Origin of the sequence: Alteraurantiacibacter buctensis, from assembly GCF_009827655.1 — a bacterium.
In the GTDB taxonomy this organism is placed as follows: Bacteria; Pseudomonadota; Alphaproteobacteria; order Sphingomonadales; family Sphingomonadaceae; genus Alteraurantiacibacter; species Alteraurantiacibacter buctensis.
In genome coordinates this window covers 237053-250729 of sequence record NZ_WTYV01000004.1, presented here as the reverse complement: position 1 = coordinate 250729, position 13677 = coordinate 237053, and the positions used below count along the sequence as shown (strand labels likewise).

Annotated in this window: 17 protein-coding genes; 14 read left to right on the top strand and 3 right to left on the bottom strand. The window is 64.6% G+C overall.

What is annotated here, in order from left to right:
- Position 1: 1 nt before the first annotated feature.
- The 3 genes from GRI99_RS11710 to GRI99_RS11700 all read right to left on the bottom strand — a co-directional run bounded on the left by GRI99_RS11710 (position 2) and on the right by GRI99_RS11700 (position 2255).
- Positions 2–415, bottom strand: coding sequence for a hypothetical protein (locus GRI99_RS11710; protein WP_160772215.1), 414 nt, complete (start codon positions 413–415; stop codon positions 2–4).
- 132 nt (positions 416–547) lie between these two features.
- A complete protein-coding gene (locus GRI99_RS11705) occupies positions 548–988 on the bottom strand; it encodes a hypothetical protein (RefSeq protein ID WP_160772214.1) in 441 nt (146 codons plus the stop codon).
- Between the two features lie 70 nt (positions 989–1058).
- The gene (locus GRI99_RS11700; RefSeq protein ID WP_160772213.1) at positions 1059–2255 is read right to left on the bottom strand and encodes an acetyl-CoA C-acyltransferase; all 1197 of its coding nucleotides are present in this window, start codon (positions 2253–2255) and stop codon (positions 1059–1061) included.
- A 67-nt stretch (positions 2256–2322) separates the two neighbouring features.
- On the opposite strand from GRI99_RS11700, the gene GRI99_RS11695 reads away from it, so the two are divergent.
- The 14 genes from GRI99_RS11695 to nuoI all read left to right on the top strand — a co-directional run bounded on the left by GRI99_RS11695 (position 2323) and on the right by nuoI (position 13667).
- Complete coding sequence (locus GRI99_RS11695) at positions 2323–3606, top strand: SMP-30/gluconolactonase/LRE family protein (protein WP_237438306.1); 1284 nt, start codon at positions 2323–2325, stop codon at positions 3604–3606.
- 93 nt (positions 3607–3699) lie between these two features.
- Positions 3700–4074, top strand: a complete 375-nt coding sequence (ndhC, locus tag GRI99_RS11690) for an NADH-quinone oxidoreductase subunit A (RefSeq protein ID WP_160772212.1) — start codon at positions 3700–3702, stop codon at positions 4072–4074.
- On the top strand, positions 4071–4655 hold the full coding sequence (locus GRI99_RS11685) for a NuoB/complex I 20 kDa subunit family protein (protein ID WP_237438305.1): 585 nt from the start codon (positions 4071–4073) through the stop codon (positions 4653–4655). The genes ndhC and GRI99_RS11685 overlap by 4 nt, the downstream gene beginning before the upstream one ends.
- The gene (locus tag GRI99_RS11680) at positions 4652–5548 is read left to right on the top strand and encodes an NADH-quinone oxidoreductase subunit C (RefSeq protein ID WP_160772211.1); all 897 of its coding nucleotides are present in this window, start codon (positions 4652–4654) and stop codon (positions 5546–5548) included. The genes GRI99_RS11685 and GRI99_RS11680 overlap by 4 nt, the downstream gene beginning before the upstream one ends.
- A 5-nt stretch (positions 5549–5553) precedes the next feature.
- Positions 5554–6759 carry an NADH-quinone oxidoreductase subunit D gene (locus GRI99_RS11675; RefSeq protein WP_160772310.1) on the top strand — a complete coding sequence of 402 codons (1206 nt, stop codon included), beginning with the start codon at positions 5554–5556 and terminating at the stop codon, positions 6757–6759.
- Positions 6756–7106 carry a nuclear transport factor 2 family protein gene (locus GRI99_RS11670; RefSeq protein WP_160772210.1) on the top strand — a complete coding sequence of 117 codons (351 nt, stop codon included), beginning with the start codon at positions 6756–6758 and terminating at the stop codon, positions 7104–7106. The genes GRI99_RS11675 and GRI99_RS11670 overlap by 4 nt, the downstream gene beginning before the upstream one ends.
- Positions 7079–7285, top strand: coding sequence for a hypothetical protein (locus GRI99_RS11665; RefSeq protein WP_160772209.1), 207 nt, complete (start codon positions 7079–7081; stop codon positions 7283–7285). Before GRI99_RS11670 ends, GRI99_RS11665 begins: the two co-directional genes overlap by 28 nt.
- Positions 7278–7946, top strand: a complete 669-nt coding sequence (locus GRI99_RS11660) for an NADH-quinone oxidoreductase subunit NuoE (protein WP_160772208.1) — start codon at positions 7278–7280, stop codon at positions 7944–7946. Before GRI99_RS11665 ends, GRI99_RS11660 begins: the two co-directional genes overlap by 8 nt.
- The gene (locus GRI99_RS18505) at positions 7946–8092 is read left to right on the top strand and encodes a hypothetical protein (RefSeq protein WP_202393061.1); all 147 of its coding nucleotides are present in this window, start codon (positions 7946–7948) and stop codon (positions 8090–8092) included. Before GRI99_RS11660 ends, GRI99_RS18505 begins: the two co-directional genes overlap by 1 nt.
- Positions 8089–9384, top strand: a complete 1296-nt coding sequence (gene nuoF, locus GRI99_RS11655; protein ID WP_160772207.1) for an NADH-quinone oxidoreductase subunit NuoF — start codon at positions 8089–8091, stop codon at positions 9382–9384. The genes GRI99_RS18505 and nuoF overlap by 4 nt, the downstream gene beginning before the upstream one ends.
- A complete protein-coding gene (locus tag GRI99_RS11650) occupies positions 9381–10121 on the top strand; it encodes a hypothetical protein (RefSeq protein ID WP_160772206.1) in 741 nt (246 codons plus the stop codon). Before nuoF ends, GRI99_RS11650 begins: the two co-directional genes overlap by 4 nt.
- Positions 10121–12136 carry an NADH-quinone oxidoreductase subunit NuoG gene (nuoG, locus tag GRI99_RS11645; RefSeq protein WP_160772205.1) on the top strand — a complete coding sequence of 672 codons (2016 nt, stop codon included), beginning with the start codon at positions 10121–10123 and terminating at the stop codon, positions 12134–12136. Before GRI99_RS11650 ends, nuoG begins: the two co-directional genes overlap by 1 nt.
- Positions 12133–13185, top strand: a complete 1053-nt coding sequence (gene nuoH, locus GRI99_RS11640) for an NADH-quinone oxidoreductase subunit NuoH (RefSeq protein WP_160772204.1) — start codon at positions 12133–12135, stop codon at positions 13183–13185. Before nuoG ends, nuoH begins: the two co-directional genes overlap by 4 nt.
- Complete coding sequence (gene nuoI / locus GRI99_RS11635; RefSeq protein WP_160772203.1) at positions 13182–13667, top strand: NADH-quinone oxidoreductase subunit NuoI; 486 nt, start codon at positions 13182–13184, stop codon at positions 13665–13667. The genes nuoH and nuoI overlap by 4 nt, the downstream gene beginning before the upstream one ends.
- Positions 13668–13677: the final 10 nt, after the last annotated feature.

Genomic DNA, 13677 nt, shown 5'->3' with positions numbered 1-13677 from the left:
CTTACTGCTGCGGTTGGTCGGCCAGCCGCGGGGCGATCGTTTCCTGCCCGCCGGCATCGCGCACCACCAGGCTGCCATCGTCATTGACGTTCAGCAGCGTCTGGCAGGTCTGCGCCTGGGCCTGTTCGGCGACGGGCATGGGGGTGAAGCAGATGGAAGCGCCGGACCTGGTCCAGGTGCCGCTCTCGGTCAGTTCGCCACCCACCGTGTTGCGGTAAGTGCCGTCTGCTGCCAGCGCGGTGGTCCAGGGGCGGCCATCCGCCCCTTGCGCACCGTAAGTGCCGACCAGTTCGGTGGGAACGGGGGCAGGGGTGGCGCTTGGTGCCGGCGCGGCACTGGCGGAATCGCCTTCTCCGGTTCCGTTGCCACAAGCGGCGAGTGCCAGTGCACCTGCCAGAACCATTACGCGCTTCATCATAGAGTCCCCAAACGTCTACGCGCGCCTAACTATCACTTGAAGTTGGTCAGGCAACCCACACTGTCGATAAATTTGACAGGTGTTCAATTTGCAACGGTATCAGCATGATATGTGGCAGCGTGACGTACTTTATTCGCTCGCATTACCACCTGTAGCTGTGGTTGACGCGGACCCGTCTGCGGGGCGAACCGTGGCAATCGCGCCGGCGTCGGAGGTCGTCTGCATCGAACCGTCAGGCTGTACGGGACCGTCGGTAAAACAATTCTGCCCGTCTACGCCTTCCACCACGAAGCAGGTCTTGCCGTCCTGCATGAAGATCGTCCCGCCCGTTGCCGTACCGTCCGCAGCTACGCGGGAATATGTCATGCCCGGATGGATAGTGATGGTGTCTATCTCACCGTTTGCGCGCTCCACAGTGTAATCGCCGGGGGCAACGGCCTCAAATCCGGGGGCATCCCCCGTCAGCGGCAGGTCGGCAGAGGCCTGAGTTTCGGGCCCGTTGGCAGGTGCATCGGTCTGGTTGCACGCAGCCACCGCCAGAAGTGCGGTTGCCAGGAATACCGTCTTCATGCCTCATCTCCCTTGGAACTCTCCAAGGCAAGAATGATGCTCCCGCCTTGCCGTTCCCCCGGATGCGGAATCAGGCCAGTTCGATGGCCAGCGCGGTCGCCTCGCCGCCGCCGATGCACAGGCTCGCCACGCCGCGCTTCTTGCCTGCGGCCTTCAGAGCGGCGATCAGGGTGACGACGATGCGCGTGCCGCTGGCGCCGATGGGGTGGCCCAGCGCGGTGCCACCGCCGTTGATGTTCACCTTGTCGTGCGGGATGCCGATGTCCTTCATGGCGAACATGGTGACGCAGGCGAAGGCCTCGTTCACTTCCCACAGGTCCACATCGTCCACGCTCCACCCGGCCTTGGCCAGCACCTTCTGGATCGCGCCGACGGGGGCGGTGGTGAAGGCGGCGGGTTCCTGCGCATGGGCGGCAGTGGCGATCACGGTGGCAACGGGGATGAGGCCCTTTTCCGCCGCCACGCTGGCGCGGGTGAGGACCACGGCGGCCGCACCGTCGCTGATCGAGGAGGAAGAGGCGGCGGTGATCGTGCCGTCCCTGGCGAAAGCGGGCTTCAACGCCGGGATCTTGTCCGGACGGCCCTTGCCGGGTGCCTCGTCCTTGTCGACTACCACTTCACCCGCGCGGGTGGCGATGGTGACGGGTATGATCTCGTCGGCAAAGGCGCCGCTGTTGACGGCGGCATTGGCGCGCGACAGCGATTCAATGGAGTAGGCGTCCATATCCTCGCGGGTCAGCTGGTAATTGTCGGCCATTTCCTGGGCATAGACGCCCATCGCCGTGCCGGCCTTGTAGGCATCTTCCAGCCCGTCGAGGAACATGTGGTCATAGGCCGTGTCATGCCCCAGCCGCGCGCCGCCGCGGTGCTTCTTGAGCAGGTAGGGGGCGTTGGTCATGCTTTCCATGCCGCCGGCCACGATCACGTCGGCCCCGCCGCTGGCGAGCGCTTCGCTGGCCATGATGATGGTCTGCATGCCGCTGCCGCAGACCTTGTTGACCGTGGTCGCCTCGGCGTTGCGCGGCAGGCCAGCCTTCAGTGCCGCCTGGCGGGCAGGGGCCTGCCCCAGGCCGGCGGGCAGCACGCAGCCCATGTAGACCCTCTCCACGTCCTCACCGTTCACCCCGGCGCGCTCCACGGCGGCCTTGATTGCGGTGGCACCAAGGTCGGTCGCGGCGACATCGGCCAGCGAACCCTGCATCGCACCCATCGGGGTGCGCGCATAGGACAGGATGACAATGGGATCGCGGGGATGCAGGGATGTCATGGGGTGCTTGCCTTCGCTTGGGAGTGTGGGAATGATGTCGCGAGTTTAATTAGAAGGTCCGCGGGTCATGCGCAAGTTTGTGCGGCGCAGCATGGTATGGGGCGCCGTGTCGGCGCTGGGCCTGGCCGCGGTGCCCATTGCGGCCGCAGCGCAGGAATCTACCCGGTGGCGTGCCGTCGATGCCTCGACCGGGCAGATTGCCGATGTGGACGGACTGGCGCAACTGGCAGCCGATTTTCCGGACAGCGGTTCGGTGCGGCTGCGACTTCTCAACGCGCTGCTGGAGGCCGGGGATCTTGAAGGCGCATGGCGGGAGTTGACCTGGCTGCTCGACCGGGGCCATCGCTTCGGTCCCGGGGGGCAGGCGCAGTTGCAGGACCTGTTTGCCGGCCCCTATGCCGCTGAGCTGATCCGGCGGTTCGCAGTCCCGGTAACGCCGGTCATGGCCAGCGAAGTTGTGGGAGAAGTCCCTGCTGAGGCACACTTATTGGAAGGCTTGTCTGTGGTTCGGGCAACAGGCAATCAGTACCTGACCAGTGTGGTTTCACGCGAACTATGGGTCAGGCACGATGGCGGCTGGTTAAACACTGGCCTTCACGCAGGTGGCAATCCCAGCGGCATTGCCTTTGATCGCCGCCACGGCGTTTGGGTGGCTGTCGGCGACCTTGGAATGCTTCCAGCAGGGATCCCGTCTTTCGGCGGCCTAGTCCTGTTGGGGCCGTCGCAACCCGATGTTCCGTCTCAAGTCAGCTTTCCAGCCCCGACGGGCGTCAATCTTTCTGACCTTGCGCTCGGCACAGCGAGCGTTGTCTACGCCAGCGATCCACTGGCTGGTGGGATCTATCGCTTGCCCAGCACTGCTTCTGCAATCACCCCGCTAGTTGCGCCGGGCACCCTGCGCTCGCCACAAGGGCTGGCCGAGAGCGCGGACGGGCACCTGCTCTATGCCAGCGACTATCGCTATGGCCTGGCCATGATCGATCTGGCGAGCGGCACCGTGTCGCGTCTGCCGGCAGATGTGCCCATGCTGCTCGACGGGATCGACGGCCTGTGGTTGCATGAAGGCGAACTGATCGCGATCCAGAACGGCACCAGCCCCATGCGGATCGTGGCGCTGCGCCTGTCGGCTGACGGGCGGCGGATTGTCGGACGCAGAGTGCTGGAACAGGACCACCCCGATTGGACCGAACCGCTCGGCGGATCGATCGCCAACGGCATGCTCTATTACATCGCCAACGGCCAGTGGGACCGGTTCGCGCCAGGCGGCACATTGGTGGAGGGCGCCTTGCCGGAACCCACCCTGATACGCACAGTTCCGCTTGACGGGCCACCACAGGTGGAAAGTCCCTGATTTCGGCCCCTATCGGCCTTGCAGTATGGCTGGCCTTTGCCTAGACGCGCGCCAATAGCGAACCAATCATACCTCCCAGCCAGTGAGTCTGCCTTGGTCGACCTGACACAATATCTGCCGATCCTGCTGTTCCTGGCAGTTGCCCTCGGCCTTTCCGCCCTGTTCGTGTTCCTGCCGATGGGCGTGGCGCGGCTGACCGGCGCACACAAGCCCGACGCCGAGAAGCTCTCCGAGTACGAGTGCGGCTTCCCCGCCTTCGAGGAGCCGCGTGACCGGTTTGACGTGCGCTTCTACCTGATCGCGATCCTGTTCATCGTGTTCGACCTGGAAGCGGCCTTCCTGTTCCCCTGGGCGGTCAGCCTTGACCTGACGGGGTGGACCGGATGGGCCACGATGATGACGTTCCTGGCCGAACTGGTGATCGGCCTTGCCTATGCCTGGAAGATGGGAGCGCTGGATTGGGAATGACAAACGCAGCCCCCCCTTATTACCCGACGACGGTTGGCAACGCCCGCAATCTCCCGACTGCGCAAGGCGGCCAGGTCCTGCAGCCCGACGCGGACTATTTCCGCGCACTGCAGACCGAGGTGAACGACAAGGGCTTCCTGGTCACCAGCACCGAGGACCTGTTCACCTGGGCGCGCACCGGCTCGCTCTGGTGGATGACCTTTGGCCTGGCCTGCTGCGCGGTGGAGATGATTCACGTGAACATGCCGCGCTATGACATGGAGCGCTTCGGCGTGGCCCCGCGCGCCAGCCCGCGCCAGAGCGACGTGATGATCGTTGCCGGCACGCTGTGCAACAAGATGGCCCCGGCGCTGCGCAAGGTCTATGACCAGATGAGCGAGCCGAAGTACGTCATCTCCATGGGCAGCTGCGCCAATGGCGGCGGCTACTATCACTACAGCTATTCGGTGGTGCGCGGGTGCGACCGCATCGTGCCGGTGGACATTTACGTGCCCGGCTGCCCGCCCACGGCCGAGGCGCTGCTTTACGGCGTGATGCAGTTGCAGCGGAAGATCCGTCGTTCGGGGACGATCGAGCGATGAGCGTGCTCCACTCCGCCCCCCGCTACGCGCCGTTCGCTGGCGCGCGGGAAACCCTGTCCGCCGCCCTTGGCGATATGCTCGTGGCCGCGAAGGAGGAGCATGGCGAGATCGTGCTGACCGTCCAGCGTGACCGGATCGAGGATGCCCTGCGCCTGCTGCGCGATACGCAGGACTACCAGCAATTGATGGAAATGGCCGGGGTGGACTTCCCCGACCGCGCGGAGCGGTTCGAGGTGGTCTACATGCTCCTCAGCCTTACGCGGAACCATCGCATCATGGTGAAGGTCAGCACGGACGAGGCGAACCCGGTGCCCACGGTCACCACCCTATGGCCCAACGCCGGGTGGCTGGAGCGCGAGATCTACGACATGTACGGCGTGCTCTTCGCCGGCAACACCGACCTGCGCCGCATCCTGACCGATTACGGCTTTGAAGGGCACCCGTTCCGCAAGGACTTCCCGCTGACCGGTTACCAGGAACTGCGCTACTCCGAGGAGGAGAAGCGCGTGGTCTATGAACCGGTGAAGCTGGCACAGGATTTCCGCCAGTTCGATTTCATGAGCCCATGGGAAGGGGCCGACTACATCCTGCCGGGTGACGAGAAGGCCGCGCAGGCCCCCGCGCCGCCGCCCGTGGCCGAGCCGAAGACAACCGAGAAGCCGTCGCAGACCGGCGCCGGCGAAAAGGCCAATGCCGAGGCGGCCAAGCACGTGGCCACGCCGCCTGATGGCAAGGATGGCGGTGCAGCTCCCGCTGCGCCCGCACCTACTGAAAGCCGGCCCGACAAGAAGCCGCGCAAGGCCAAGAGCGCCGACACCACCGGCTCTACCGAAACCGCGAAGAAGCCCGCCGCCAAGCGGGTTCGCAAGCCCAAGACGGAGGGTGAGGCATGAGCGGCATGATGCTCGAGGAATCGCCCACCACCACGGGCGAGAACATCGCGAACTACACGATCAACTTCGGCCCCCAGCACCCTGCGGCGCACGGCGTGCTGCGCATGGTGATGGAGCTGGATGGCGAGATCATCGAACGGATCGATCCTCACGTCGGCCTGCTCCACCGCGGCACCGAGAAGCTGATCGAGCACAAGACCTACCTGCAGGCGCTGCCGTACTTCGACCGGCTGGATTACTGCTCGCCGCTGTGCATGGAGCACTCCTACATCCTGGCGGTGGAAAAGCTGCTGAACGTGGAAGTGCCGATCCGCGCGCAATACCTGCGGGTGCTGTTTGCCGAGTTGACGCGCATCTGCAACCACATGCTCAACATCGGCAGCCACGTGATGGACGTGGGCGCGATGACGCCCAACCTGTGGGTGTTCGAGATCCGCGAAGACTGCATGAACTTCTTCGAGCGGATGAGCGGCGCGCGGATGCACCACGCCTACCTGCGCCCCGGCGGCGTGCACCAGGACGTGCCGCTGAAGCTGCTGACCGACATTGCCGAGTGGGTCGATACCCGCCTGCCGCAGCTGTTCGGCGATGCCATGTCCCTCGTCATGGACAACCGCATCTTCAAGCAGCGCAATGTCGATATCGCCATTGTCAGCAAGGAAGATGCGATTGCCTGGGGCTTCTCCGGCCCGATGATCCGCGCTGCCGGCATCCCGTGGGATATCCGCAAGAGCCAGCCTTACGAAGTGTATGACCGGATGGATTTCGACATCCCCGTCGGTACCAATTCGGACTGCTATGACCGCTTCATGGTGCGCGTGCAGGAAGTCTATCAGAGCGCCCGCATCATCAAGCAGTGCATTGCCGAAATCCCGGAAGGCCCGGTGGCCAGCCTCGACCGCAAGATTTCTCCGCCGAAGCGCGGCGAGATGAAGCAGAGCATGGAAGCGCTGATCCACCACTTCAAGCTCTACACCGAAGGTTTCCATGTGCCCGCGGGCGAGGTTTACGTGGCGACCGAAAGCCCCAAGGGCGAATTCGGCGTCTACCTGGTCAGCGACGGGTCGAACAAGCCCTACCGCTGCAAGATCCGCCCTACGGCGTTCAGCCACCTCCAGGCGATGGACTTCATGTGCAAGGGCCACATGCTGCCCGACGCGACCGCCATCCTGGGCGCGATCGACGTGGTGTTCGGGGAGTGTGACCGGTGACCAACCTCGCCACCGCCGAAGCCATGATCGCGGCCTACAACGCGCAGGACGTGGACCTCTACGTCTCGTACATGACCGATGACGCCTGCGAGGCAAACTATCGCGGGGCCGTGGTGCGTGAAGGTAAGGAGGGCACCCGTTCGGGCCTCGCCGCCGCATTCGCGAAGTGGCCGCAGAACCATGCCGAGATCGTCGAAAAGCAGGCCATCGGCAGCTACGTGATCTTCCGCGAGCACGTGACGCGCGGCCCGGCCAGCGATGGCTCCGAACTGGTCGAGCCGTTCGACGTGATCGCGGTTTACAGCTTCCAAGGCGATAAGTGCAGCCGCGTGGAGTTCATCCGGTGATCCTGCGCGAGCTGTTCATCATCATCGCCGCCTTCGCGGCTTTCGCCTCGGCCGTGGCTACCTATTCGGTGGCGTTCCACGGTACGGCGAGCCTGAAGGAAGTGCTATCCACGGCCTTTGCCGCCGTCGTCGGCCTCTATGCCGGCCGCCATCTCGAACGGAGACTGACCCGTGGCTAATCGTCACCTCGCCCCGGACACCCCCGAACTGCGCGCTGAATGGGGAGACTTTGCCTTCACGCCCGAGTGGGACGCCAAGGCCAAGGCCGCCATTGCGCGTTATCCCGAAGGCCGCCAGCGTTCCGCCGTGATGGCGCTGCTCGACTATGCCCAGCGGCAGGTGGGCGAAGTGACCGGCACGCAAGGCTGGCTGCCGATTCCGGTGATGGAATACGTGGCCCGCTATCTCGACATGCCGGTGATCCGCGTGGTCGAGGTGGCGACCTTCTATTTCATGTACAACCTGGTGCCCGTGGGCAAATTCCACGTGCAGGTGTGCGGCACCACGCCGTGCATGCTGCGCGGGTCTGATGACATCATTGCAGCCTGCAAGAAGCGCGGGATGAGCAAGGGCCACACCACTGCTGACGGCATGTGGACGCTGACCGAGGTGGAGTGCATGGGCAACTGCGCCACCGCGCCGATGGTGCAGATCAACGATGACAACTACGAGGATCTGACCTCCGAACGGCTCGACGCCGTGCTCGATGCGCTGGCCCGGGGCGAGCAGCCCAAGACCGGCACGCAGGAACCCGGCCGCCACACCAGCGAGCCGGCCAATGCCTTGTCGTCGCTGAAGGACATGGTCCGCGAAAACCACGATTACCGGGGTGAATGGTGATGGAAGGGATTGTCCCGCTCCTCATCGCACTGGTGCTGATCGTCGTCGCCTGGAAGGTGCTGACCGGCATCGTCAAGACGGTGGCCCTGCTGGTGATCGTCGCTGCGGCGGCGTGGTTTGTTTTTGGTTCGGGGATGATGGGATGACCCTCGCAGACAAGGATCGCATCTTCACCAACGTCTATGGCTTCCAGCCGTGGACCCTGTCGGCTGCGCAGAAGCGCGGTGACTGGGACAATACGAAGAAGCTGATGGAAGTGGGCCAGGACGCCATCATCGAGGAGATCAAGGCATCCGGCCTGCGCGGGCGAGGCGGGGCAGGGTTCCCCACCGGCATGAAGTGGTCGTTCATGCCCAAGGAAAGCCGCGACGGCCGCCCCAGCTTCCTCGTCATCAACGCCGACGAATCCGAGCCGGGTTCGTGCAAGGACCGCGAGATCATCCGCCACGATCCGCACAAGTTGATCGAAGGCGCGCTGATCGCCGGTTTCGCCATGCGCGCGCGGGCGGCTTACATCTACATTCGCGGCGAATATATCCGCGAGGCGGAAACACTGTTTGCCGCCGTGCAGGAAGCCTACGACGCAGGGTTCCTGGGCAAGAACGCCGCCGGTTCGGGCTATGACTTCGACGTCTACGTCCATCGCGGGGCAGGGGCCTACATCTGCGGTGAAGAAACCGCGATGATCGAGAGCCTTGAAGGCAAGAAGGGCCAGCCGCGCCTGAAGCCGCCGTTCCCGGCGGGTGCCGGTCTTTATGGCTGCCCGACCACGGTCAACAATGTGGAATCGATCGCCGTGGTGCCCACCATCCTGCGGCGGGGGGCCTCGTGGTTCGCCAGCTTCGGGCGTGACAACAACAAGGGCACCAAGCTGTTCCAGATCAGCGGGCACGTGAACAAGCCCTGCGTGGTCGAGGAAGCGATGAGCATCACCTTCGAGGAGCTGATCGAGAAGCACTGCGGTGGCATTCGCGGCGGGTGGGACAACCTGCTGGCGGTGATCCCCGGTGGCTCGTCCGTGCCGCTGGTGCCGGGCGAGCAGATCCGCAATGCCTTCATGGATTTTGACGGCCTGCGTGAACTGGGCTCTGGCCTGGGCACCGCTGGCGTGATCGTGATGGACAAGAGCACCGACGTGGTGCGTGCGATCAGCCGCCTGTCCTACTTCTACAAGCACGAAAGCTGCGGCCAGTGCACTCCCTGCCGCGAAGGCACCGGGTGGATGTGGCGCATGATGACCCGCCTGGAAACCGGCGATGCCACAGTCGACGAGATCGACATGCTGCAGCAGGTGACCAAGCAGGTGGAAGGCCACACCATCTGCGCGCTGGGCGATGCTGCCGCATGGCCGATCCAGGGCCTGATCAAGCACTTCCGCCCCGAACTGGAGCGCCGCATCAACGAACGCGCCGCTGCCATGCGCGAGGCGGCCGAATGATCCGCCCCGCCTCGCTCGCCCTCGTTGCGTTTCTCGGTTCCATCGCCGGTTCCGCACAGGCGCAGAACACGCAGAATGTATACCGCCCCACCGGTACGCGCATCATTTCGCAGACCGAGCAGGCCGATCTGCAGGACGGACGCCGCCTCCTCAAGCTGGTCGGCGCGTGCGTCGTTGGGCGGTTTCCTGCCGAGGCGGTCGCTCTGCTGCGTACAGGCAATCCCGAGGCGGTAGCTTATGCTGAAGCCGGCGTGCGCGATCAGGACACGCAATCGCCGATTGCGTTGGCACAGTGCCTGCACGAAGCGCTGAACGGCACGCAGGTAACGATGACCATGCGCATTCCCGAGCGCAACCTGCGCCTGACGCTGGCCGAGGCGGCTTACCTGCGCCGCCATTCGGCTCCGCTCGGTCTGTCGGCCGACTCGCCGGTGGTGCTGGCCGGGCGGCCGGTGCTGATCGGCTCGACGCCCGAACAGTCGACCGCGATGGGCCAGTTCGCCGATTGCCTGGTATTCCACGCCCCGGCCGAGGCTGATGCCCTGCTGCGAGGCCCCACGGGCGGCGATAGCGAACGCGACAACGCCCGCGCCCTGGCGCCGGCCATCGGTCAGTGCCTGGCAGAGGGCCAGGAAGTGAATTTCACCCCTGCCATCCTGCGCGAATACGCTGCCGACGGCTTGTGGGCGCGCAGTGAGGCAATGCAGGCCGCCCAGCCTTCCGAGGAAACCGAGTAATGCCCAAGGTCACCGTAGACGGACAGGAAATCGAGGTTCCCGCCGGCGCCACCGTGCTGCAGGCGTGCGAGCTGGCGGGCAAGGAAATCCCCCGCTTCTGCTATCACGAGCGGCTGTCCATCGCCGGCAATTGCCGCATGTGCCTGGTGGAAGTGAAGCCCGGGCCGCCCAAGCCGCAGGCGAGCTGCGCGCTGCCTGCCACCGAAGGCCAGGAAATCCGCACTGACAGCGAGATGGTGAAGAAGGCGCGCGAGGGGGTGATGGAGTTCCTCCTGATCAACCACCCGCTCGATTGCCCGATCTGCGACCAGGGCGGCGAATGCGACCTGCAGGACCAGTCGGTTGCCTATGGCCGGGGTGCCTCGCGCTATCACGAGCACAAGCGTGCGGTGACCGAAAAGTACATGGGCCCGCTGATCAAGACCACGATGACGCGGTGCATCCATTGCACACGCTGCGTGCGCTTCAGCGAGGAAATCGCCGGAGTGGACGAAATCGGCGCGCTCTATCGCGGCGAGGACATGCAGATCACCACCTACCTTGAGCAGGCGGCGAAGCACGAACTGTCGGCCAACGTGATCGACCTGTGCCCGGTGGGCGCGCTGACCAGCGGCCCCTATGCCTATGAGGCGCGGCCGTGGGAGCTGAAGAAGACCCTCTCCATCGACGTGTCCGACGCGGTGGGCAGCAACATCCGCATCGACAGCCGCGGACGCGAAGTGCTTCGCGCCCTGCCGCGCAACAACGATGACGTGAACGAGGAGTGGATCAGCGACAAGGCGCGCTACCAGGTGGAAGGCCTGACCCGCCGCCGCCTGGACCGCGTGTTCATCCGGAAGGGGGGGAAGCTGGCCGAGGCGAGCTGGGACGAGGCGTTCAAGGCCATCGCCGCTGCCAAGCCGGGTGCGTCGATTGCGGCGGTCGCGGGTGACCTGCTCGATTGCGAGACCATGTTCGCCGCCAAGGCGCTGCTGAAGGCCAGCAGCTCCACGCTGCTGGAAAGCCGCCAGGGCGGGATGGATTACGACTGCTCGAACCTGGCAGCGGTCAACTTCAACTCGACCTTCGCGGGGATCGAGGAAGCCGATGCGATCCTGATCATCGGCAGCAACGTCCGCATGGAAGCCCCGCTGGTCAACGTGCGCCTGCGCAAGGCCGCCAAAAAGGGCGCCAAGGTGTTCATCCTGGGCCCGCAGTGGGACCCGACCTATCCGGCCGAATTCCTGGGCGAGGACCTGGCGGTCCTGTCCAACCTGCCGCAGGCCGTGGCGGATGCATTGAAGGGCGCGCAGCGTCCGGCGGTGATCCTGGGCGGGGCGGGCTTTGCCCGTGGTGCCCACGCCGCCGCGGTCAAGATCGCGCACGATTTCGGCATGGTGAAGGATGGCTGGAACGGCTTCAACGCCCTGCACATGGCCGCCGCGCGCATGGGCGCGGTGATGCTTGGTTTCGTCTCCAAGGGTGGCCTGTCCGACCTGGTGGAAGCCAAGCCCAAGGTGCTGCTGGCGCTGGGCGCGGACGAGGTGGATTTCAGCCGCTTCCCGGATAGCCTGAAGGTCTACATCGGCCACCACGGTGACAAGGGCGCTCATTCCGCCGACATCGTGCTGCCCGCCGCTGCCTATACCGAAAAGCCCGGCACCTATGTGAACACCGAAGGCCGCGTGCAGCGGGCCGACAAGGCGGTGTTCGCCCCGGGTGACGCGCGCGAGGACTGGACCGTGCTGCGGGCGCTGGCCGATGCACTGGGCGTGTCCGTAGGCTTCAACAGCTTCCATGAGCTGCGCGCTGCGATGGTGGCCGAAGTGCCCGCGCTGGGCAATGAAGGCGAACTTGCCGATTACGGTGCGCTGCCCAAGTCGGTGGCTGGCAACGCCATGCCCGAAGGCAGCATCAGTGCCTATCCGATCAGCGATTTCTACCTCACCAACCCCATCGCTCGCGCAAGCGCGGTGATGCAGCGCTGTTCGGAAGAACTGACGCACGGGGCAACCTTTGCGGAGGCAGCGGAATGACCGCGTTCTTCCAATCGCTCGGCATGACCTATGAATGGGCGTGGTTTCTCGCCACTTTCGCGGGCATCCTGCTGATTGCGCTCCCGCTGATGCTGGGCGTGGCGATGATCATCTATGCCGATCGCAAGATCTGGGCGGCGATGGCGCTGCGCAGGGGACCCAACGTGGTCGGCCCCTTCGGCCTGCTGCAAAGCTTTGCCGACGGCCTGAAGGTGTTCCTGCAGGAAACGATCATCCCCAGCGCCTCCAACAAGGGCCTGTTCCTGATCGCGCCGATTATCACCTTCACCGTCACGCTGATGGCCTGGGCGGTGATCCCGTTCAATTCGGGCGCGATCCTGGCCGATATCAACGTGGGCCTGCTCTACATTCTCGCGATCAGCTCGCTGGGGGTTTACGGCACCGTGATCGCGGGCTGGGCGTCGAACTCGAAGTACCCGTTCTTTTCCGCCATGCGTGCCAGCGCCCAGATGATCAGCTATGAAGTTTCGATCGGCTTCATCCTCGTCTGCGTGGTGCTGTGGGCCGACAGCTTCAACCTGAAAGCGATTGTCGAGGCGCAGGAAGGCCACGTGTTCGGCCTCCTCAACGGCTTCGTGTTCAACCCGCTGCTGTTCCCGATGTGGGTGATGTTCCTCATCTCCAGCATGGCCGAAACCCAGCGCGCGCCGTTCGACCTGACCGAGGCCGAAAGCGAGCTGGTGGCCGGTTACCAGACCGAATACTCGAGCATGGCCTTCGCGCTCTACTGGCTGGGCGAATACGGCAACGTGCTGCTGATGTGCGCGCTGAACGCCGTGCTGTTCTGGGGCGGCTACCTGCCGCCGCTGAACGTGGACCTGATCCCGTGGTTCGACGTGCCGGGGATCGTGTGGCTGCTGCTGAAGATCCTGTTCTTCTTCTTCATCTTCAGCTGGGTGAAGGCCACCGTGCCGCGCTATCGCTATGACCAGCTGATGCGCCTGGGCTGGAAGGTGTTCCTGCCGCTGAGCCTGTTCTTCGTCTTCGCTGTCAGCTTCTATCTTATGCTTACGAGGTATGGCGCATGACCGCCGCGCAACTCATCAAGTCGTTCACCCTGTGGGAGTTCGTCAAGGCCCACTGGCTGACCTTGAAGTACTTCTTCAAGCCCAAGGCGACGATCAACTATCCGTTCGAGAAGAACCCGCTGTCGCCCCGCTTCCGGGGCGAGCACGCGCTGCGCCGATATCCCAACGGCGAGGAACGCTGTATTGCCTGCAAGCTGTGCGAGGCGGTGTGTCCGGCGCAGGCGATCACCATCGAGGCGGAGCCGCGCGAGGACGGCAGCCGGCGCACCACGCGCTATGATATCGACATGACCAAATGCATCTACTGCGGTTTCTGCCAGGAAGCCTGCCCGGTGGATGCCATCGTCGAGGGGCCGAACTTCGAATACGCGACCGAAACGCGCGAGGAGCTGCTCTACGACAAGGCGAAACTGCTGGCCAACGGGGACAAGTGGGAGCGGGCGATTGCCGCGAACCTTGAAGCCGATGCGCCGTATCGGTAGGGGCGCGGCA

Bases quoted from the DNA above. Each gene is read 5' to 3' on its own strand.
- GRI99_RS11700 (WP_160772213.1), bottom strand. From the start codon at position 2,255: ATGACATCCCTGCATCCCCGCGATCCCATTGTCATCCTGTCCTATGCG.
- GRI99_RS18505 (WP_202393061.1), top strand. From the start codon at position 7,946: ATGGAAGGGATTGTCCCGCTCCTCATCGCACTGGTGCTGATCGTCGTC.
- nuoG (WP_160772205.1), top strand. From the start codon at position 10,121: ATGCCCAAGGTCACCGTAGACGGACAGGAAATCGAGGTTCCCGCCGGC.
- GRI99_RS11695 (WP_237438306.1), top strand. From the start codon at position 2,323: ATGCGCAAGTTTGTGCGGCGCAGCATGGTATGGGGCGCCGTGTCGGCG.
- nuoI (WP_160772203.1), top strand. From the start codon at position 13,182: ATGACCGCCGCGCAACTCATCAAGTCGTTCACCCTGTGGGAGTTCGTC.
- nuoH (WP_160772204.1), top strand. From the start codon at position 12,133: ATGACCGCGTTCTTCCAATCGCTCGGCATGACCTATGAATGGGCGTGG.
- nuoF (WP_160772207.1), top strand. From the start codon at position 8,089: ATGACCCTCGCAGACAAGGATCGCATCTTCACCAACGTCTATGGCTTC.
- GRI99_RS11650 (WP_160772206.1), top strand. From the start codon at position 9,381: ATGATCCGCCCCGCCTCGCTCGCCCTCGTTGCGTTTCTCGGTTCCATC.
- GRI99_RS11710 (WP_160772215.1), bottom strand. From the start codon at position 415: ATGAAGCGCGTAATGGTTCTGGCAGGTGCACTGGCACTCGCCGCTTGT.
- GRI99_RS11705 (WP_160772214.1), bottom strand. From the start codon at position 988: ATGAAGACGGTATTCCTGGCAACCGCACTTCTGGCGGTGGCTGCGTGC.
- GRI99_RS11680 (WP_160772211.1), top strand. From the start codon at position 4,652: ATGAGCGTGCTCCACTCCGCCCCCCGCTACGCGCCGTTCGCTGGCGCG.
- GRI99_RS11675 (WP_160772310.1), top strand. From the start codon at position 5,554: ATGATGCTCGAGGAATCGCCCACCACCACGGGCGAGAACATCGCGAAC.
- GRI99_RS11685 (WP_237438305.1), top strand. From the start codon at position 4,071: ATGACAAACGCAGCCCCCCCTTATTACCCGACGACGGTTGGCAACGCC.